The organism is Pseudomonas sp. S3_B11 (assembly GCF_054667715.1).
The window spans coordinates 865716-884392 of record NZ_CP162749.1 but is presented as its reverse complement, the minus strand read 5'-3'; the positions used below and the strand labels follow the sequence as shown (position 1 = coordinate 884392).

The 18677-nt window shown below is 60.8% G+C and carries 20 protein-coding genes; 16 read left to right on the top strand and 4 right to left on the bottom strand.

Annotation, left to right across the window (positions count from 1 at the left end; genetic code table 11):
• The first annotated feature begins 24 nt into the window (after window positions 1–24).
• The gene (locus AB4O22_RS04110; protein ID WP_003204515.1) at window positions 25–651 is read left to right on the top strand and encodes a LysE family translocator; all 627 of its coding nucleotides are present in this window, start codon (window positions 25–27) and stop codon (window positions 649–651) included.
• A gap of 217 nt (window positions 652–868) precedes the next feature.
• Here AB4O22_RS04110 and uraH read toward each other — a convergent pair whose 3' ends face one another.
• The gene (uraH, locus tag AB4O22_RS04105) at window positions 869–1222 is read right to left on the bottom strand and encodes a hydroxyisourate hydrolase (protein WP_014339674.1); all 354 of its coding nucleotides are present in this window, start codon (window positions 1220–1222) and stop codon (window positions 869–871) included.
• 413 nt (window positions 1223–1635) lie between these two features.
• On the opposite strand from uraH, the gene puuE reads away from it, so the two are divergent.
• The 6 genes from puuE (at window position 1636) to AB4O22_RS04075 (ending at window position 7291) form a co-directional block, all read left to right on the top strand.
• The gene (gene puuE, locus AB4O22_RS04100) at window positions 1636–2577 is read left to right on the top strand and encodes an allantoinase PuuE (RefSeq protein ID WP_003204523.1); all 942 of its coding nucleotides are present in this window, start codon (window positions 1636–1638) and stop codon (window positions 2575–2577) included.
• Window positions 2574–3089, top strand: coding sequence for a 2-oxo-4-hydroxy-4-carboxy-5-ureidoimidazoline decarboxylase (gene uraD / locus AB4O22_RS04095; RefSeq protein ID WP_003204525.1), 516 nt, complete (start codon window positions 2574–2576; stop codon window positions 3087–3089). Before puuE ends, uraD begins: the two co-directional genes overlap by 4 nt.
• Window positions 3090–3157: 68 nt before the next feature.
• Window positions 3158–4153, top strand: a complete 996-nt coding sequence (alc, locus tag AB4O22_RS04090; protein WP_003204527.1) for an allantoicase — start codon at window positions 3158–3160, stop codon at window positions 4151–4153.
• A 139-nt stretch (window positions 4154–4292) separates the two neighbouring features.
• Entirely contained in the window at window positions 4293–4796 is a 504-nt protein-coding gene (locus AB4O22_RS04085; RefSeq protein WP_223524699.1) for an ureidoglycolate lyase, read from the top strand.
• 51 nt (window positions 4797–4847) lie between these two features.
• Window positions 4848–6149 carry a urate hydroxylase PuuD gene (locus tag AB4O22_RS04080; protein WP_223472367.1) on the top strand — a complete coding sequence of 434 codons (1302 nt, stop codon included), beginning with the start codon at window positions 4848–4850 and terminating at the stop codon, window positions 6147–6149.
• Window positions 6150–6505: 356 nt separating this feature from the next.
• Window positions 6506–7291, top strand: coding sequence for an outer membrane protein OmpK (locus AB4O22_RS04075; protein ID WP_214509621.1), 786 nt, complete (start codon window positions 6506–6508; stop codon window positions 7289–7291).
• Window positions 7292–7515: 224 nt separating this feature from the next.
• On the opposite strand, the gene AB4O22_RS04070 is transcribed toward AB4O22_RS04075, so the two are convergent.
• The gene (locus AB4O22_RS04070; protein WP_223472368.1) at window positions 7516–8670 is read right to left on the bottom strand and encodes a patatin-like phospholipase family protein; all 1155 of its coding nucleotides are present in this window, start codon (window positions 8668–8670) and stop codon (window positions 7516–7518) included.
• A 49-nt stretch (window positions 8671–8719) separates the two neighbouring features.
• The gene (locus AB4O22_RS04065; RefSeq protein ID WP_003204537.1) at window positions 8720–9652 is read right to left on the bottom strand and encodes a lipid A biosynthesis lauroyl acyltransferase; all 933 of its coding nucleotides are present in this window, start codon (window positions 9650–9652) and stop codon (window positions 8720–8722) included.
• A 118-nt stretch (window positions 9653–9770) separates the two neighbouring features.
• Between AB4O22_RS04065 and minC the strand changes: the two genes are divergently transcribed.
• The 7 genes from minC (at window position 9771) to AB4O22_RS04030 (ending at window position 15488) form a co-directional block, all read left to right on the top strand.
• On the top strand, window positions 9771–10508 hold the full coding sequence (gene minC / locus AB4O22_RS04060; protein ID WP_003204540.1) for a septum site-determining protein MinC: 738 nt from the start codon (window positions 9771–9773) through the stop codon (window positions 10506–10508).
• 200 nt (window positions 10509–10708) lie between these two features.
• Window positions 10709–11521: a septum site-determining protein MinD gene (gene minD / locus AB4O22_RS04055; protein WP_003179114.1), complete on the top strand. Its 813-nt coding sequence runs from the start codon at window positions 10709–10711 to the stop codon at window positions 11519–11521.
• Window positions 11521–11775: a cell division topological specificity factor MinE gene (gene minE, locus AB4O22_RS04050; protein ID WP_003179111.1), complete on the top strand. Its 255-nt coding sequence runs from the start codon at window positions 11521–11523 to the stop codon at window positions 11773–11775. The genes minD and minE overlap by 1 nt, the downstream gene beginning before the upstream one ends.
• A gap of 116 nt (window positions 11776–11891) precedes the next feature.
• Entirely contained in the window at window positions 11892–12527 is a 636-nt protein-coding gene (locus AB4O22_RS04045; protein WP_003204542.1) for an RluA family pseudouridine synthase, read from the top strand.
• Between the two features lie 44 nt (window positions 12528–12571).
• The gene (locus tag AB4O22_RS04040) at window positions 12572–13675 is read left to right on the top strand and encodes a hypothetical protein (RefSeq protein WP_223472369.1); all 1104 of its coding nucleotides are present in this window, start codon (window positions 12572–12574) and stop codon (window positions 13673–13675) included.
• A gap of 95 nt (window positions 13676–13770) precedes the next feature.
• On the top strand, window positions 13771–15060 hold the full coding sequence (locus tag AB4O22_RS04035; protein ID WP_014339686.1) for a M18 family aminopeptidase: 1290 nt from the start codon (window positions 13771–13773) through the stop codon (window positions 15058–15060).
• A gap of 245 nt (window positions 15061–15305) precedes the next feature.
• Window positions 15306–15488, top strand: a complete 183-nt coding sequence (locus AB4O22_RS04030; RefSeq protein ID WP_003204546.1) for a hypothetical protein — start codon at window positions 15306–15308, stop codon at window positions 15486–15488.
• Between the two features lie 7 nt (window positions 15489–15495).
• Here AB4O22_RS04030 and AB4O22_RS04025 read toward each other — a convergent pair whose 3' ends face one another.
• Entirely contained in the window at window positions 15496–16242 is a 747-nt protein-coding gene (locus AB4O22_RS04025; RefSeq protein WP_223472370.1) for a UTRA domain-containing protein, read from the bottom strand.
• A 349-nt stretch (window positions 16243–16591) separates the two neighbouring features.
• Between AB4O22_RS04025 and AB4O22_RS04020 the strand changes: the two genes are divergently transcribed.
• The gene (locus AB4O22_RS04020) at window positions 16592–17659 is read left to right on the top strand and encodes an ABC transporter substrate-binding protein (RefSeq protein WP_003204550.1); all 1068 of its coding nucleotides are present in this window, start codon (window positions 16592–16594) and stop codon (window positions 17657–17659) included.
• A gap of 211 nt (window positions 17660–17870) precedes the next feature.
• Window positions 17871–18677: an alkaline phosphatase family protein gene (locus tag AB4O22_RS04015; RefSeq protein WP_003204551.1), complete on the top strand. Its 807-nt coding sequence runs from the start codon at window positions 17871–17873 to the stop codon at window positions 18675–18677.

Below are 18677 nucleotides of genomic sequence, written 5' to 3'. Positions count from 1 at the left end.
CTTTTGTACATCAGGAGCAAAGCAATGAATCTGGAAACCTGGCTGTTGTTCAGCGGTGCCGCCTTGGTGGTGATCCTCATCCCCGGCCCGTTGTCGTTGTTGATGATCGGCAATAGCCTGAACTACGGCCTGCGCCGCTCGTATCCGGCATTCCTGGGTGGCGTGATCGCTTCGATCTGCCTGCTGAGTGCCTCGGCGCTGGGGCTCGGTGCGTTGTTGATGGCGTCGGAACAGCTGTTCAGTGCCCTGAAGATTGTCGGTGCCCTGTACCTGTTTTACCTGGCCTGGCAGAGCTGGCAGCAATCACGCCAACCGTCCCAAGGCGCCGACGTGCCCCAGGCCGCAGCCGTCCCGCGCTTTCGCGCCCTCTTCGGCCGGGCGTTCGTATTGGGCGCCAGCAACCCGAAAGACATCCTGTTCTTCGCCGCTTTCCTGCCGCAATTCTTGAGCGCCGAACAAGCATTCCTGCCACAACTGCTGATCATGATCGCCACCTGGACCGTACTCGACCTGCTGTGCAAATTGGCCTACGGCCTTGGTGCCCATGGCGCGGCGCGGTATCTGCGTACGGGGAAAGGCCAGGGCTGGTTCAACCGCATCAGCGCAGGATTATTTGGCGGTGCGGGCGCAGCCTCCTTGTTGAGCCGCTAAAAAAGCAAAAGCATCGCGAGCAAGCTCGCTCCCACAGGTTTTTTGTGAGCGGCAAAATCCAGCGTGGGAGCGAGCTTGCTCCGGGCGGCGATCCGACGATGAGTCCCTCCCAGACAGCCCATTTCCACGGACGAAAAAAAGCCCGCAGTGTGAGCGGGCGAAAAACCAAAGAAGCGCCATGCGCAGTCGCTTCCAGGACAAGGCAGCTGCTTGGGGGTCAGCTGCCCCGATAGGTGGAATAGGCGTAAGGCGAAATCAGCAGGGGTACGTGGTAATGATCCTGCTCGGCCGAAATGCCGAAGCGCAGCACCACCACATCCAGGAACGCCGGCTCGGACAACTGGACACCACGGGCGCGGTAGTAATCGCCGGCATGGAATTGAATCTGATAGACGCCCGAACGGTAGTCATCCCCTTGCAGCAGCGGCGCGTCGCAGCGACCATCGCTGTTGGTCAGCGCACTGGCGACCAGTTGCAGTTGCGAACCTTCCACGCGGTACAACTCGACCTTGATCGAGCTGCCTGGGCAGCCGTGTGCAGCATCCAAAACGTGAGTAGTCAAACGTCCCATTGATTGTGCGCGCCTCGCTGCTGTGCAGTCCGGCCCGACGCCTCCTGAATCAGTTGAAAGACAGGCCGCACCGTTTCGGAGCACGAAACGCCACGGCGATGAGCGAATTAAGACATTTTAAAATAAAATTGTACACAATAAAAAACAGATATTTAGTCCATGCGCGTTCCGACAAAGGTTCCTGCCCAATCTCAAGCCAAACCAGCGGATACACCATTCTTCCGGCCATTAATTGACCAGATGGGCAGGTTTCTTGCAGTGTAGACAAACCGGGGACAGCGGTAAAAAATGCAAAAAATCAGGCTTACAAATCGCACATAAAGTTGTATACAATCACTCCATCGTCGTGACGCCAGCCCATGATCCATCATCAGGGCGCCACCCACATGGTTCGAACAAGAAGGAAAACTGCAGTGAGCGCTGACTACCCACGCGACCTGATCGGTTACGGCAGTAACCCTCCCCATCCCCAGTGGCCGGGCAATGCCCGCATCGCCCTGTCCTTCGTGCTCAATTACGAAGAAGGCGGCGAGCGCAACATCCTGCATGGCGACAAGGAATCCGAGGCGTTCCTCTCGGAGATGGTCGCGGCGCAACCGCTGCAGGGCGAGCGCAACATGAGCATGGAATCGCTTTACGAGTATGGCAGCCGTGCCGGGGTCTGGCGGGTCCTCAAGCTGTTCAAGGAATTCGATATCCCGCTGACCATTTTCGCCGTGGCCATGGCCGCCCAGCGCCATCCGGACGTGATCCGCGCCATGGTTGCCGCCGGTCACGAAATCTGCAGCCACGGTTATCGCTGGATCGACTACCAATACATGGATGAGGCCCAGGAACGCGAGCACATGCTCGAAGCGATCCGCATCCTCACCGAAATCACTGGCGAGCGTCCGCTGGGTTGGTACACCGGTCGCACCGGCCCCAATACCCGCCGGCTGGTCATGGAGGAAGGCGGTTTTCTCTATGACAGCGACACCTACGACGACGACCTGCCCTACTGGGAACCGAACACACCCCACGGCAAGCCGCACCTGGTGATCCCGTACACGCTGGACACCAACGACATGCGCTTCACCCAGGTGCAGGGTTTCAACAAGGGCGATGATTTCTTCCAATACCTCAAGGACGCCTTCGACGTGCTGTATGCCGAAGGCGCCGAAGCCCCCAAGATGCTCTCCATCGGCCTGCACTGCCGCCTGATCGGCCGCCCTGCCCGCCTCGCGTCCCTCAAGCGCTTCCTTGAATATGCCAAGGGTCATGAACAGGTCTGGTTCAGCCGTCGTGTCGACATCGCCCGCCACTGGCAACAGACTCACCCGTGCCCGCAAGCTTCGAAACCAGGAGCTTCGAAATGACTGCCTTCCAGACCCTCAAGCCATCCACCTTGAGCCGTGAAGCCTTCGTCCGGGCTTTTGCCGATATCTACGAACATTCGCCATGGGTCGCCGAAAAGGCTTTCGACCTGGGCCAGGACCCGTCGATCGACCAGATCGAAACCCTGCACCAGCGCATGAGCGACATCCTGTTGAGTGCCGATCACGCCAGCCAACTGGCCCTGATCAACGCTCACCCGGACCTGGCCGGCAAAGCCGCCGTCCAGGGCCAACTGACCGAAGCCAGCACGAACGAACAGGCCGGCGCCGGTATTCACCAATGCTCGAGCGATGAGTTTCAGCGCTTCACCGAGCTGAACGACGCCTACAAGGCCAAGTTCAAGTTTCCCTTCATCATGGCGGTAAAAGGCAGCAACCGGCATCAGATCCTCGCGGCGTTCGAAACGCGCATCCATCATTCGGTAGACACCGAATTCAAATGCGCGCTGGCAGAGATCAACAAGATAGCGTTGTTCCGACTACTGACCCTTTAGCGAGCAGTCCTGAGCCCCAGGATCCTGCAAGCATCCCCAGCCAACTTATTTAAAGGCAGACAAGAAGAATGAAAGCTTACGCCGTACCTTTCGAGAAGTTCGTCAACCTGGCCGACGCCCGCCTCGGCACCAAGATCATTTCGGTCACCGATGACTGGTTCGCCGACGCCAACCGTTTGTTCCAACCGACCCCGGCCGTATGGAAGGAGGGCGTGTTCGATGACAACGGCAAGTGGATGGACGGCTGGGAATCGCGGCGCAAGCGCTTCGAAGGCTATGACAGCGCGGTGATCCGCCTGGGTGTGGCCGGCTCGATCAAAGGCGTGGACATCGACACCTCATTCTTCACCGGTAACTACCCACCGTCGGCCTCCCTGGAAGCCTGCTTCCTGACCGAAGGCGAGCCAGACGAAAACACCCAGTGGACTGAAGTGCTGTCGGCCGTCGAGTTGCAAGGCAACAGCCACCACTATCACGAAATCAGTAACGACCAGGCCTTCAGCCACCTGCGCTTCAACATCTACCCCGATGGCGGCGTGGCCCGGTTGCGGGTCTATGGCATTCCGTACCGCGACTGGTCGGCCGTCGGCGACAATGAACAGATCGACCTGGCTGCCGCCCTCAATGGTGGCCGTGCCCTGGCCTGCTCCGACGAACACTTCGGCCGCATGAGCAACATCCTCAACCCGGGTCGTGGCGTGAACATGGGCGACGGCTGGGAAACCGCCCGTCGTCGTACCCCGGGCAATGACTGGGTGATCGTCGCCCTGGGCCATGCCGGCGAGGTCGAGAAAGTCATCGTCGACACCCTGCACTTCAAGGGCAACTATCCCGACAGCTGCTCGATCCAGGGCGCGTTCGTCAAGGGCGGCACCGACAGCCAGATCGAAACCCAATCGCTGTTCTGGCGTGAGCTGCTGCCGAGCCAGAAGCTGGAAATGCACGCCGAACACACCTTCGCCGAGCAGATCAAGGCGCTGGGGCCGATCACCCACATCCGCCTGAATGTGTTCCCGGATGGTGGCGTGAGTCGCCTGCGGGTGCTCGGCAAGGTGTCGAAGTAAGATTGCGATGATCGTTCCCACGCTCTGCGTGGGAATGCATACCGTGACGCTCCGCGTCACAGTGGACGCGGAGCGTCCATGGCGGCGTTCCCACGCAGAGCGTGGGAACGATCAAACTCAAAAGATTAAGAAGACCAGCATGCGCACACTCAAGATCGAACCGTTGACCAAAGAAGCCTTCGCCCCGTTCGGTGACGTGATCGAAACCGACGGCAGCGATCACTTCATGATCAACAACGGTTCGACCATGCGCTTCCATCGCCTGGCGACGGTGGAAACCGCCACGCCGGACGACAAGGCGATCATCAGCATCTTCCGCGCCGACGCGCTGGAAATGCCGCTGACCGTGCGCATGCTGGAGCGCCATCCGCTGGGCAGCCAGGCGTTCATTCCGCTGCTCGGCAACCCCTTTCTGATCGTGGTCGCGCCACTTGGCGATGCACCTGTATCAGGCTTGGTCCGCGCCTTCGTCACCAACGGCAGGCAGGGCATTAATTACCATCGCGGCGTCTGGCACCACCCGGTGCTGACGATCGAAAAGCGGGATGACTTCCTGGTGGTTGATCGCAGTGGCACAGGCAATAACTGCGATGAGCATTTTTTCCAAGAGGATGAGTACTTGATCCTCGCCCCCCACCAATAAGAGAAGGTCCGATCACGCGAAGACAAGCGTGACGGGCGAGAGGTAAAGACTGTGGAAGCACATATGCTGGAATGGCTGAACCTGAGCGTGCGCTGGGTTCACATGATCACTGGCGTGGCCTGGATCGGCGCGTCGTTCTACTTCGTCTGGCTGGAAAACAACCTCAATCGCGTCAACCCCAGGAGCGGCCTGGCCGGTGACCTCTGGGCCATCCACGGTGGCGGCATCTACCACCTGGAAAAATACAAACTCGCGCCTCCCTCCATGCCGGACAACCTGCACTGGTTCAAATGGGAAGCCTACTTCACCTGGATGTCCGGCATCGCGCTGTTGTGCGTGGTGTTCTATTGGAACCCGACCGTCTACCTGCTGGCCCCCGGCAGCAGCCTGAGCGGGCCCGAAGGCGTCGCCCTGGGCCTCGGTTCGTTGCTCGTCGGCTGGTTCGTCTATTCCTTTCTTTGCGACTCGGCCCTGGGCAAGCGCCCTGCCCTGCTCGGCGTGATCCTGTTCGTGCTGTTGATCGCCGCGGCCTACGGGTTCAGCAAGGTGTTCAGCGGTCGCGGCGCCTACCTGCACGTCGGGGCGGTCATCGGGACGATCATGGTCGGCAACGTGTTCCGCATCATCATGCCGGCCCAGCGTGCGCTGGTGGCGGCCATCGCCGAGAACCGCACACCCGATCCTGCACTGCCGGCCAAGGGTCTGTTACGTTCGCGCCACAACAACTACTTCACCTTGCCGGTGCTGTTCATCATGATCAGCAACCATTTCCCGAGCACCTACGGCAGCCAGTACAACTGGCTGATCCTGGCCGGGATCGCCGTAGCGGCGGTGTTGGTGCGCCACTACTTCAACACGCGCCATGACAGCAACCGCTTTGCCTGGACGCTGCCGGTCGGAGCCCTGGCGATGATCTGCCTGGCTTATGTCACAGGTCCCAAGCCCATGCCCACCGCACCGGAGGTGGCCAAGGCTGCTGGCGTGATCGAGTACCAACCGTTGCCGGAAACGGCAGTGGGTGGTGGCGCAAAACCGGCGACGGCCCCCGCCGCACCGACAGCGGCGCCCACCCAGGCCGCCAACGCCCAGGGCCCTTCATTCGAGAAGGTCCACAGCGTGATCCAGGAACGCTGCTCGGTCTGCCATTCGGCCAAGCCCACCAGCCCGCTGTTCAGCGCCGCACCAGGTGGGGTGATGTTCGATACGCCAGAGCAGATCCAGCAACAGGCCGCGCGCATCCAGGCCCAGGCCGTGACCAACCAGATCATGCCCCTGGGCAACATCACCCAGATGACCCAGCAGGAACGCGACCTGATCGGCGCGTGGATCAACCAGGGCGCGCGGACCAACTGAGCCGCGCCCCAAATTCGCCGCGAATGCGCCGTTGCAGGGCACTTGAGCCCGTCAGGGCAAGCCCGTACCCTGCGCGGCCGTTCGCATCCGAGCACTGTAAAAAATCATCGAATCCTGACCGAGGCGCCAGCTTATCCCAGCATCACGGGGATATCGGGTGTCTCTGGAAAACACCTTTTTCGACTGTTCCAAATAGCTGGACGAGCCTTTTTTGACCTTGGCTCAGCTCTTGCTATCAGCACTGGCCACAAGCAAAAAGCTGACCGAACGGATGTTTTTTATCCGAGGAAAAAGGCGCCACACCAGAGCGCTGACCTGAAAAAAAGCGGTACCACTTACCTTTGGGAGCAAACCGAATGAAACGTACGTGCACCAGCCTGATACTCGCAGGAGCCTTGTTGGCCGGCGGCCAAGCGATGGCCGACGACCTGTTCCAGTGGCAGAACAACAGCCTGACCTACCTGTATGGCAAGGATTTCCAGGTCAACCCGCGCATCCAGCAGACCGTGACCTTCGAACACGCCGACGCCTGGAAATACGGGGACAACTTCTTCTTCCTCGATCGGATCTTCTACAACGGCCAGGACGACAGCCAGTCCGGCCCGAACACCTACTACGGTGAGTTCAGCCCACGCCTGTCGTTCGGCAAGATCTTCGACCAGAAGCTGGAACTGGGCCCGATCAAGGATGTGCTGCTGGCCATGACGTATGAGTTCGGCGAAGGCGACAACGAGTCCTACCTGATCGGCCCGGGCTTCGACCTGGCGATTCCCGGCTTCGACTACTTCCAGCTGAACTTCTACAACCGCCAGACCGAAGGCCCACGCGCCGGCGACAACGTCTGGCAGATCACCCCGACCTGGGCCTATACCATCCCCATGGGTTCATCCGACCTCCTGATCGACGGTTTCATCGACTGGGTGGTGGACAACGACACCAACTCCAAGGGCACCTACCACGCCAACTTGCACATCAACCCGCAGATCAAATATGACCTGGGCAAGGCATTGAAGCTCGGCGCCAAGCAGTTGTATGTGGGCGTGGAGTATGACTACTGGAAGAACAAGTACGGGATCGAAGACAGCGACGGGTTCAAGACCAACCAGAGCAATACCAGCTTCTTGCTGAAGTACCATTTCTGACCTGACTGAGCCTCAGGTTCAGAGCTCACCACAAATCCCTTGTGGGAGCGGGCTTGCTCGCGAAAGCGGACCATCAGCCAACATCAATGTTGAATGTTCAGTCGCCTTCGCGAGCAAGCTCGCTCCCACATGGGTTTGTGTGTTGGACCCAGTTTCAGCGTCCACCGCAAAATCTCCTGTGGGAGCGAGCTTGCTCGCGATGGCGGTGGACCTGCTTACATCCCTTATGCCAACCCCAAAAACCGACTCAACGCCTCACGCTGCGCCAACGCATCCTGGCGTCCCAGCTCGATCAGTTCGCTGCAATACCCCGACTCGAACAACAGGTAACTCAGCACCCCTGCGCCACTGGTCTTGGTCGCGCCCGGCCCGCGCAGGAATAACCGCAACGCACGGGGCAGTTCCTGGCGATGGCGGGCGGCGATTTCGTCGATCGGCTGGCTCGGGGAAATCACCAGCACGTCTACCGGCGCCGCGCCGAGGGCGTGGGCCGGTACGTCATCGGGCAGCAGGTGACTGAACCCATTCAGGCGCTCAAGCAACTCGATGTCGCTTTCCAGGCTGTCAATGAACGTGCTGTTGAGCATATGGCCGCCGATCTGCGCCAGGGTCGGTTGCAGGCCGGTGTAGCTGCGCTCGGTGGGATCCTGCCCGCCAGCACCACGGGGGTTGCCGCTGACGCCGATCACCAGCACCCGATTGGCCCCCAGGTGCAAGGCCGGGCTGATGGGCGCCGATTGCCGTACCGCGCCGTCACCGAAATATTGCGGGCCGATCCTGACCGGCGCGAACAACAAGGGAATCGCCGAGCTGGCCAGCAGGTGCTCCACCGATAACTGCGTCGGCACTCCGATACGTCGATGGCGCAGCCAGGCATCGATGGTCCCGCGCCCCTGGTAGAAGGTAACGGCCTGGCCGGATTCATAACCGAACGCCGTCACCGCCACCGCGCGCAGTTGCTGCTCGACAATGGCCTGCTCGATGCCCGAGGCGTGGAATTGGGCCTGGAGCAGTTCGCGCAACGGCGAACTGTCGATCAGCGCCACCGGTAACTTGGCCCCCAGGCCCAACAGACTGTGGGTAATGAAACGCGTCGCCTGGGCGATCACGCCCCGCCAGTCGCTGCGCATGACCTGATGGCTGCGCACCGCTTGCCAGAACGCCGTCAGCCGCTCGATGGCGGTCTTGAAATCCATCGCCCCGCTCGCCAGGCTGACTGCGTTGATCGCCCCGGCCGACGTGCCGACGATCACCGGGAACGGATTGTCCGCACCGTCCGGCAACAATTCGGCGATGGCCGCCAGTACGCCCACCTGATACGCCGCTCGAGCCCCACCGCCGGAAAGAATCAAACCTGTAACCGGTTCAGCTGGGGTCATCGCAATGCTCCGTGCTCAAGGTGCTGCTGAAAAATGGCGGACTACCGACTCAACCGCGTTTGTCGTACAGCTTCGGCTCGCCCGGTGGACGGCTCTTGAAACGCCGGTGGGCCCAAAGGTATTGCTCGGGACAATCACTCACCGACTGCTCGACCCACTGGTTGATGCGGATGCAATCGGCCTCCTCGGTCTCACCCGGGAAATCCGTCAGCGGGGCCTGGATCACCAGGCGATAACCGCTGCCGTCGGCCAGGCGTTCCTGGATGAAGGGCACCACCAGCGCCTTGCCCAGGCGGGCGAACTTGCTGGTGGCGGTGACCGTCGCGGCCTGGATGCCGAACAACGGCACGAACACGCTCTGCTTGGCGCCGTAATCCTGGTCCGGCGCATACCAGATCGCCCGCCCGGCCCGCAGCAGCTTGAGCATGCCGCGCACGTCGTCACGCTCCACGGCCAGGGAGTCGAGGTTGTGCCGCTCGCGGCCGCGGCGTTGGATGTAGTCGAACAGCGGGTTCTTGTGCTCGCGGTACATGCCATCGATGGTGTGCTGCTGACCGAGCAAGGCCGCGCCGATTTCCAGGGTGGTGAAATGCAGTGCCATCAGGATCACGCCCTTGCCCTCGCGCTGGGCCTGCTTGAGATGCTCCAGCCCTTCGACATGGGCCAGTTTCGCCAGGCGCGAACGCGACCACCACCAACTCATGGCCATTTCGAAAAAGGCGATGCCGGTGGAGGCAAAGTTTTCCTTGAGCAGACGCTTGCGTTCGGCGGCGGACTTTTGCGGGAAACACAGTTCCAGGTTGCGACGGGCGATGCGCCGTCGGTCGCCGGCTACTCGATACATCAGCGCGCCCAGTGCGCGACCGACCCGCAGCAACAACGGATAAGGCAATTGAACGATCAGCCACAACAGGCCCAGGCCGCACCACAGCGGCCAGAAACGCGGATGAAAAAATGCAGCTCGAAAACGCGGGCGATCCATTACAGCTTCCATTAGGACATGGGCCGCGCATTCTACATTGTTCGACCCGGGTTGCGGCTGGCGGACGATCTCGTTATAAGTCTCGGCACTTTTAGTGACAAGCCGTTGTACGCCGACCATGAGCCAAACCGAACCGCTAGACCAAGATCCCGTGTTCCAGCTGAAGGGCAGCATGCTCGCCATTACGGTGCTGGAGCTGGCCCGCAACGACCTGGAAGGCCTTGACCGGCAGTTGGCGGCCAAAGTCGCCCAGGCCCCGAACTTCTTCAGCAATGCACCGCTGGTGCTGGCCCTGGACAAGCTGCCGGCCGGCGAAGGCGCGGTGGACCTGCCAGGCCTGATGCGCGTTTGCCGCCAGCACGGCCTGCGCACCCTGGCGATCCGCGCCAGCCGCATCGAAGACATCGCCGCCGCCATCGCCGTGGACATTCCGGTGCTGCCGCCGTCCGGCGCCCGGGAGCGCGTGCTGGAGCTGAGCCCGGTCGAAGCCAAGAAAGCCCCGGAAAAACCACCAGAGCCCACCATCAAGCCGACGCGTGTCATCACCTCGCCAGTGCGCGGCGGGCAGCAGATTTATGCCCAGGGTGGCGATCTGGTCATCGTGTCCTCGGTCAGCCCGGGGGCGGAACTTCTCGCCGATGGCAACATCCATGTATACGGCCCGATGCGCGGTCGTGCGCTGGCCGGCGTCAAGGGCGATACGAAAGCCAGGATCTTCTGTCAGCAATTGAGCGCTGAACTGGTCTCCATCGCCGGGCAGTACAAGGTCTCCGAGGATTTGCGCCGCGATCCGTTGTGGGGGGCCGGCGTTCAGATCAGCCTGTCGGGCGACGTGTTGAACATCATTCGGCTTTAACGGATACTGCCGCATTTTCCAAGCATCTCTAAAACGAGCGAAAACGGCTTAAACGACGTAGGAAAAAGGATCAGGCAGTGTTTACCGGAGGTAGACCCCGCCCGACATCCGATTCCAGCCAAGCCTGTCCAATTGCAGCAGTTTTCCAGAGATGTTTTTCAGGGGCTGAAAAAGTCCTTTTTCCTTAGGGGTGAAACACCTTGGCCAAGATTCTCGTGGTTACATCCGGCAAGGGTGGTGTGGGTAAGACCACCACCAGCGCCGCTATCGGTACCGGCCTCGCTCTGCGCGGCCACAAGACAGTCATCGTCGACTTCGACGTCGGCCTGCGTAACCTGGACCTGATCATGGGTTGCGAGCGTCGCGTGGTCTACGACTTCGTCAACGTGGTCAACGGCGAAGCGAACCTGCAGCAAGCCCTGATCAAGGACAAGCGCCTTGAGAACCTCTACGTGCTGGCCGCCAGTCAGACCCGCGACAAAGACGCGCTGACCCAGGAAGGCGTGGAAAAAGTCCTGATGCAACTCAAGGAAGACTTCGAGTTCGTGGTGTGCGACTCCCCGGCCGGTATCGAGAAAGGTGCCCACCTGGCCATGTACTTCGCTGACGAAGCGATCGTCGTGACTAACCCGGAAGTGTCGTCGGTGCGTGACTCCGACCGCATGCTGGGCCTGCTGGCGAGCAAATCCCGTCGCGCCGAGAAGGGCGAAGAGCCGATCAAGGAACATCTGCTGCTGACCCGCTACAACCCGCAACGGGTCAGCGATGGCGAAATGCTGGGCGTCGAAGACGTCAAGGAAATCCTCGCCGTCACCCTGCTGGGTGTCATTCCGGAATCCCAAGCGGTACTCAAGGCCTCCAACTCCGGCGTACCGGTGATTCTCGACGACCAGAGCGACGCCGGCCAGGCATACAGCGATGCCGTCGATCGCCTGCTGGGCAAAACCGTGGAGCATCGTTTCCTCGATGTAACGAAGAAAGGTTTCTTCGAGCGCCTGTTTGGAGGTAGGTAATGAACCTTTTTGACTTCTTTCGTGCCAACAAAAAGCCCAGTACCGCCTCGGTCGCGAAAGAGCGTCTACAGATCATCGTGGCGCACGAACGCGGCCAACGCAGCACCCCTGACTACCTGCCGGCCTTGCAGAAGGAACTGGTGGAAGTGATCCGCAAATACGTCAACATCGGTAGCGATGACGTGCACGTGGCACTGGAAAGCCAGGGCAGCTGCTCGATCCTGGAACTCAACATCACCCTGCCGGATCGCTGATAGATCCTGCGGTAGCCACGGCGGCTCGGGCCCCAAAGTTCTTCACCCTGTGCTCCCACAGGGTTAGGAAAAAAGGGCCCGAGCCGCCGTTGGCGTTTGTAACGAGACTGTTTTCAATGCCCCTGTCCAACATCCGCATCATTCATCAGGACGCCGCCGTCCTGGTGGTCGACAAGCCGACCCTGTTGCTCTCCGTGCCCGGCCGGGCCGACGACAACAAAGACTGCCTGATCACCCGCCTGCAGGAAAACGGCTATCCGGAAGCCCGAATCGTGCACCGACTGGACTGGGAAACCTCCGGCATCATCCTGTTGGCCCGCGACCCGGACACCCATCGCGAACTGTCCCGGCAATTTCATGATCGCGAAACCGAAAAAGCCTACACGGCGCTGTGCTGGGGCCAACCGGAACTGGACAGCGGCAGCATCGACCTGCCCTTGCGCTACGACCCGCCGACCAAACCTCGGCATGTGGTGGACCATGAGCACGGCAAACACGCCCTGACCTTCTGGCGCGTGCTGGAACGTTGCGGCGATTGGTGCCGGGTCGAACTCACGCCGATTACCGGGCGCTCGCACCAATTGCGCGTGCACATGCTGTCCATCGGTCATCCGCTGCTGGGCGACGGACTCTACGCCCACCCGCAGGCCCTCGCTGCCTGGCCGCGCCTGTGCCTGCACGCCAGCATGCTCAGCTTCACCCATCCGCAAAGCGGCGAGCGCTTGCGCTTCGAGTGCCCGGCACCGTTCTAGATTGCTTCCCCATGGAAAATGGCTTCATCCGATAAAGGCTTGGCATGCAGGTTATTGATTTTCAGGAAACACCCGTCAAAAAAGTTCGGCACCAACTGCTGTACCTGGTCTATGGCGACAAGGACGCTTATCGCCACGAGGCCAAGTTCAGCATCCTGACCGCCCTCGCCCACGGCAATCCGTCGACCCTGCCCACCATCAGGATCCTGACCGACCGGCCTGAGGATTATCAGGGCTGGCCGGTCGAGACCCTCGCGCTGAGCCCGCAGTTGCTGACAGAGTGGCGGGGCAATAACGGTTACATTCACCGGCGCAAAGCCTGCGCCATCGCGGCCAGCCTGACGCTGGCGGAAAAAACCCTGTTCGTCGACACCGACACGCTGTTCCTCGCCGATCCCAACCTGCTGTTCAAGCAAATCCAGCCAGGGCAGTACCTGATGGACAGCTTCGAATACAACTGGGACTACGTCTGCAAGCGCGAGGATTACCTCAAGCTAGGTACGCACCTGCGCCGCCACGGCATCACTCCGGACAACAGCTTCAAGCTCTACAACAGCGGGCTATGCGGCGTGACCGACAACGACGCTGCGCTGCTGGGCCAGGCCGTCGGGCTGATCGATGAATGGACCGAAGGTGGCTTCGACATCCACACCATCGAACAGATCGCGATCTCGTTCACGCTACGCAACCAGACCATTAACGAAACCAACAGACACGTTTATCACTACTTCGCCGAGAAACGCTTCTTCCACACCATGCAGGCGCACTTCTTTGCCCAACACGGCGAGGCGTTCAGTACGCAGTTGGTCAAGCGCTGCCATGACGTACCGCGCACCCGGCCTTTCCCGTCGGCCGGACGGCGCCTGAAGATCAAATGGAAATTGCGCCACCAGCGCGGCGCCTTACGCAGGATCGGCCGTGACCTGCTGTATGGCAGCGCGGCACCGGAGCATCCTTACTACAACCTTTGCCGGCACCATTGGTGGGATTCGGCATCGCGGGAGATTCTTCGCCTGGACCCGGAGCGCCAGCAACAGCTGTTCGGCCAACTGGAACACTGGCCGCAGCACCTGCCCGAACCGTCCAGGGCGCGAGACAAGCCAATCATCATGGCCTACCTGCGCGAGCGACTTGGGGTATCGAGGTAATCAAGGACATTGGACACAAGCGCCATCAGGGATTGGGCCTGCAACGCTTGTCGTCGATAGGTTAAACTGCCGCCCATCGCTGTCTGGAGCTACTTATGCGCGCAGAGTTGAACCAGGGCCTGATCGACTTTCTCAAGGCCTCCCCTACCCCGTTCCATGCCACCGCCAGCCTTGCCAAGCGCCTGGAGGCGGCAGGCTATCAGCGTCTTGACGAACGCGAGACCTGGGCCACCGAGGCCAACGGTCGCTATTACGTCACGCGCAACGACTCCTCGATCATCGCCTTCAAGCTCGGCCGCAACTCACCGTTGCACGATGGCATCCGCCTGGTCGGCGCCCACACCGACAGCCCCTGCCTGCGGGTCAAGCCGCAGCCGGAACTGCAACGCCACGGGTTCTGGCAACTGGGCGTGGAAGTCTACGGCGGTGCATTGCTGGCGCCGTGGTTCGACCGGGACCTGTCCCTGGCCGGGCGCGTGACCTTCCGTCGCGATGGCAAGGTCGAAAGCCAGTTGATCGATTTCAAGGCACCGATCGCCACGATTCCGAACCTGGCCATCCACCTCAATCGCGAAGCCAACCAGGGCTGGGCCATCAACCCGCAGAATGAACTGCCGCCGATCCTTGCCCAGTTCGCCGGGGACGAGCGCGTCGATTTCCGTGCCGTGCTCACCGATCAACTGGCTCGCGAACACGGCCTGAATGCCGACGTGGTACTCGATTACGAGTTGAGTTTCTACGATACGCAAAGCGCTGCGGTCATTGGCCTGCACGGCGATTTCATCGCCGGTGCGCGCCTGGACAACCTGCTGTCGTGCTACGCCGGCCTGCAAGCGTTGCTGAACGCTGACACCGAAGAAACCTGCGTGCTGGTGTGCAACGATCACGAAGAAGTCGGCTCGTGCTCGGCCTGTGGCGCCGACGGCCCGATGCTGGAACAGACCCTGCGTCGCCTGCTGCCCGAAGGTGAAGAGTTCGTCCGCACCATTCAGAAATCCCTGCTGGTGTCGGCGGACAACGCCCACGGCGTGCATCCCAACTATGCCGACAAGCACGACGCCAACCACGGCCCCAAGCTCAATGCCGGCCCGGTGATCAAGGTCAACAGCAACCAGCGCTACGCCACCAACAGCGAAACCGCCGGGTTCTTCCGCCACCTGTGCATGGCCGAAGAAGTGCCGGTGCAGAGCTTCGTGGTGCGCAGCGACATGGGCTGTGGCTCGACCATCGGCCCGATCACCGCCAGCCAGTTGGGCGTGCGCACCGTGGACATCGGTTTGCCGACCTTCGCCATGCATTCGATCCGCGAACTGTGCGGCAGCCATGACCTGGCGCATCTGGTGAAGGTGCTGAGCGCGTTCTACGCCTCTCGCGAATTGCCATAACCGCCCCGAAGGCATGATGAACCCTGTGGGAGCAAGGCTTGCCCGCGATGAAGGCGACTCGATTTCTGGAAAGACCGAGTCGCCTTCATCGCGAGCAAGCTTTGCTCCCACACAGCTTTGCTCCCTTACAGTTTTCTTCCCACACAGTGTTTGCCTCGGGAATGAGGGCGATGTGACATACATCAGCACACCCCGGCAAAACCCCAACTAGACTGGCCTTATCCTTCCCCGACAAGGCTGTCGCCATGATCTCGATGTCTTCGTTCAACGCCATGCTGGTGCCCATCGTTGCAGGCATGATCCTGCTGGCCATCGGCTTCAACTTCCGTGACAAGAGCGTCGGGGTCTTTGCCATGTGGATCGGCATGTTGTTGATCCTCGCCACGGTGGTGATCAAGATCCTGAGCAAGCTCAACGAGTCGCTCTGACCCTGCCTCAGGCTGCGGGCGATTGTTCCTGCACAGGTTGCTCCGGCACATCCACGCCGACATGGATCGCATCGTGTCGCCAGAACTCCAGGTCGCAATCGATCAGCCGCTGATGCTGGTCATAGTTGACCCGTGCGATGCGAAGCCCGGGGCTGCCCACCGAGACCTTCAACGCCGCTGCCGCTTCCAGCTGTAAAGAGGTGGGCACGATTTCAAACTTCACCCGGCCGTAGTGCAGGTCGTAATGGCGGGCGTACAGCTCGGTGATGGACTGGTTGAGGTCAAACCCCAAGATGTCCGGAAAATACTGCGGGTTCAGGTAGTGCTCGACGTACAGCACCAGCCGCTCGTCGATACGCCGCACGCGGCAGATCTGGATCACGCTGGACAACGCCGGCAGTTGCAACCAGGCACACACCGCCGCCGAGGCAGGTTGCAGGCGCGCCGAGATCACTTGGGTAGAAGGCACACGCCCCTGGGCTGCGACCATGGCGTGGAAATGGCTGCGCTGCATCAGGTTGTAGGCCAGGCGCGGCGGCGAGACGAACCAGCCCCGGCGCTCCTCCCGATAAATCTGCCCCTGGGCTTCGAGCTGCAACAACGCCTCACGCACGGTAATCCGCGTGGTCCCGAACAATTCACTGAGCTTGCGCTCGGCCGGCAGCTTGCTACCGGGCGCCAGCAACCCGTGGTCGAGTTGCTCTTGCAGGACCTGTCCGATGGCTGTCACCGCTTTGGTTGCATCGATGCGCATCAACGTTACCTATCTGGACTAGACCAGCACTGTTTCGGGGCAAGATCGACTGTCCATCGATCCGCTTCTTGGTCCAGCAAGCCTAGGCACTGCACATGACTGGCAGATGACAGAGCCGCCGAACGGTCGTTTTGCAAGCGTGCAAATTAACGGCCAAGTCCTTTCAGATCAGCTATTTAACCATGGTCTACGCTTAATTCGCAGGCAACCTCCACGAGCCGGGCATTTCCTGGACCCTCCAACACCGACATCAAAATGTCACAGGGCTCGCCTACATTGGCTCAGGTATTGCTGACCTAGACCAACACAACCGCAATCGCAGCGTTGAAAACGCCCATAGGAGCTTCGGATGAAACAGCTTTTCCTGGCATCACTGTTAGGCTCGACCATTGCCATGTGCACCGCCGCCATGGCCGCTGACACCGATCTGAAAACGTTGGAAGCCGCTGCGAAAGCGGAAGGCGCCGTGAACAGCGTCGGGATGCCCGATGACTGGGCAAACTGGAAAGGCACCTGGGACGACCTGGCCAAGGTCTACGGCCTGAAACACATCGACACCGACATGAGCTCGGCCCAGGAAATCGCCAAGTTCGCCGCCGAGAAAGACAACGCCAGCGCCGACATCGGCGACGTCGGTGCAGCTTTCGGCCCGATCGCGGTCAAGCAGGGCGTGGTTCAACCCTACAAGCCAAGCACCTGGGAACAAGTCCCTGCCTGGGCCAAGGACAAGGACGGCAACTGGGCATTGGCCTACACCGGCACCATCGCGTTCATCGTCAACAAGAAGCTGCTGCACGGTTCCGAAGTACCAACCAAATGGGCGGACCTGAAGACCGGCAAATACAAAGTCTCCATCGGTGACGTGAGCACCGCCGCCCAGGCCGCCAACGGCGTGCTGGCCGCGGCCCTGGCCAACGGCGGTAACGAGAAGAACGTCCAGCCGGCGCTGTTGATGTTCGCCGAGATCGCCAAGCAAGGGCGCCTGTCCATGGCCAACCCGACCATCGCCACGATGGAAAAAGGTGAAGTCGAAGTCGGCGTGGTCTGGGACTTCAACGGCCTGAGCTACAAGGCCAAGATGGCCAACCCGGATGACTACATCGTGCTGATTCCGTCCGACGGCTCGGTCATCTCCGGCTACACCACCATCATCAACAAATACGCCAAGCACCCGAACGCCGCCAAGCTGGCTCGTGAGTACATCTTCAGCGACGCCGGCCAGATCAACCTGGCCAAGGGCAACGCCCGTCCGATCCGCGCCGAGCACCTGACCCTGCCGGCAGAGGTCAAGGCCAAGCTGCTGCCGAACGAGCAGTACAAAGGCGTGACCCCGATCAAGGACGCGGATGCTTGGGAGAAGACTTCCAAGGCACTGCCGCAGGCGTGGAATGAACAAGTCATCGTCGAGATGAAGTGAGGCGCTAGCTCCCGCTCGGATATCCACTGGGCACCCAACTGTAGAAGCGGTCCCTGTGGGAGCAAAGCTTGCTCGCGATAAACGATGACACGGTCTTGAAATTGCACCGTGTCGCCAGCATCGCGAGCAAGCTTTGCTCCCACAGGCCTGCTCTTACAGTGGAGCTTGGAGGATTCGAGTTTTCTGGTATCTGCCCGGAGTCCCGGTACCCATGAAGCACAACGTCATCCTGGTGGTGCTCGACGGTCTCAACCATGAGGTCGCCCGGCATGCCATGGGGCATTTGCAGGCTTACGTCGGCGCAGGACGCGCGGCCCTCTACAAACTGGAATGTGAGTTGCCCGCCCTGTCCCGCCCGCTCTACGAATGCATCCTCACCGGCGTCGTGCCCATTGACAGCGGGATCGTGCACAACAACGTCACACGCCTGTCGAACCAGCGCAGCATTTTCCACTACGCCACCCAGGCCGGCTTGAGTACGGCGGCCGCGGCGTATCACTGGGTCAGCGAGCTCTACAACGTTTCGCCCTTCGTGGCCGGTCGCGATCGTCACACCGACAACCCCGACCTGCCGATCCAGTACGGGCATTTCTATTGGAATGACCACTACCCCGATTCTCATCTGTTCGCCGACGCCGAACACCTGCGTCAGCGCTACCTGCCGAACTTCCTGCTGGTGCACCCGATGAACATCGACGACGCCGGCCACAAGCACGGCCTCGACACCCCGCAATACCGCAACAGCGCCCGCTCGGCCGACATCAACCTGGCGGTCTACCTGCAAGGCTGGCTCGACGCCGGTTACCAGGTGCTGGTGACGTCCGACCACGGCATGAACAACGATCGCTCCCATAACGGTCTGCTGGCCGAGGAACGGGAAGTGCCGCTGTTCGTCCTGGGTGACAGCTTCAGTCTCGATCCCGCTGCGGCACCCAGGCAGACCGAACTGTGCGGCACCATTTGCCAACTGCTCGGCGTCGATCACGACAAACCCTATTGCCAGGAGTTACTCAAGTGA

Excerpts from the sequence above, each read along its gene's own strand:
- AB4O22_RS04110 (WP_003204515.1), top strand. The coding sequence starts at position 25 with ATGAATCTGGAAACCTGGCTGTTGTTCAGCGGTGCCGCCTTGGTGGTG.
- alc (WP_003204527.1), top strand. The coding sequence starts at position 3,158 with ATGAAAGCTTACGCCGTACCTTTCGAGAAGTTCGTCAACCTGGCCGAC.
- AB4O22_RS04070 (WP_223472368.1), bottom strand. The coding sequence starts at position 8,670 with ATGACCCCAGCTGAACCGGTTACAGGTTTGATTCTTTCCGGCGGTGGG.
- AB4O22_RS04025 (WP_223472370.1), bottom strand. The coding sequence starts at position 16,242 with ATGCGCATCGATGCAACCAAAGCGGTGACAGCCATCGGACAGGTCCTG.
- AB4O22_RS04030 (WP_003204546.1), top strand. The coding sequence starts at position 15,306 with ATGATCTCGATGTCTTCGTTCAACGCCATGCTGGTGCCCATCGTTGCA.
- AB4O22_RS04075 (WP_214509621.1), top strand. The coding sequence starts at position 6,506 with ATGAAACGTACGTGCACCAGCCTGATACTCGCAGGAGCCTTGTTGGCC.
- minE (WP_003179111.1), top strand. The coding sequence starts at position 11,521 with ATGAACCTTTTTGACTTCTTTCGTGCCAACAAAAAGCCCAGTACCGCC.
- AB4O22_RS04015 (WP_003204551.1), top strand. The coding sequence starts at position 17,871 with ATGAAGCACAACGTCATCCTGGTGGTGCTCGACGGTCTCAACCATGAG.
- AB4O22_RS04065 (WP_003204537.1), bottom strand. The coding sequence starts at position 9,652 with ATGGATCGCCCGCGTTTTCGAGCTGCATTTTTTCATCCGCGTTTCTGG.
- AB4O22_RS04020 (WP_003204550.1), top strand. The coding sequence starts at position 16,592 with ATGAAACAGCTTTTCCTGGCATCACTGTTAGGCTCGACCATTGCCATG.
- AB4O22_RS04045 (WP_003204542.1), top strand. The coding sequence starts at position 11,892 with ATGCCCCTGTCCAACATCCGCATCATTCATCAGGACGCCGCCGTCCTG.
- uraH (WP_014339674.1), bottom strand. The coding sequence starts at position 1,222 with ATGGGACGTTTGACTACTCACGTTTTGGATGCTGCACACGGCTGCCCA.
- AB4O22_RS04085 (WP_223524699.1), top strand. The coding sequence starts at position 4,293 with ATGCGCACACTCAAGATCGAACCGTTGACCAAAGAAGCCTTCGCCCCG.
- AB4O22_RS04040 (WP_223472369.1), top strand. The coding sequence starts at position 12,572 with ATGCAGGTTATTGATTTTCAGGAAACACCCGTCAAAAAAGTTCGGCAC.
- uraD (WP_003204525.1), top strand. The coding sequence starts at position 2,574 with ATGACTGCCTTCCAGACCCTCAAGCCATCCACCTTGAGCCGTGAAGCC.
- AB4O22_RS04035 (WP_014339686.1), top strand. The coding sequence starts at position 13,771 with ATGCGCGCAGAGTTGAACCAGGGCCTGATCGACTTTCTCAAGGCCTCC.
- minC (WP_003204540.1), top strand. The coding sequence starts at position 9,771 with ATGAGCCAAACCGAACCGCTAGACCAAGATCCCGTGTTCCAGCTGAAG.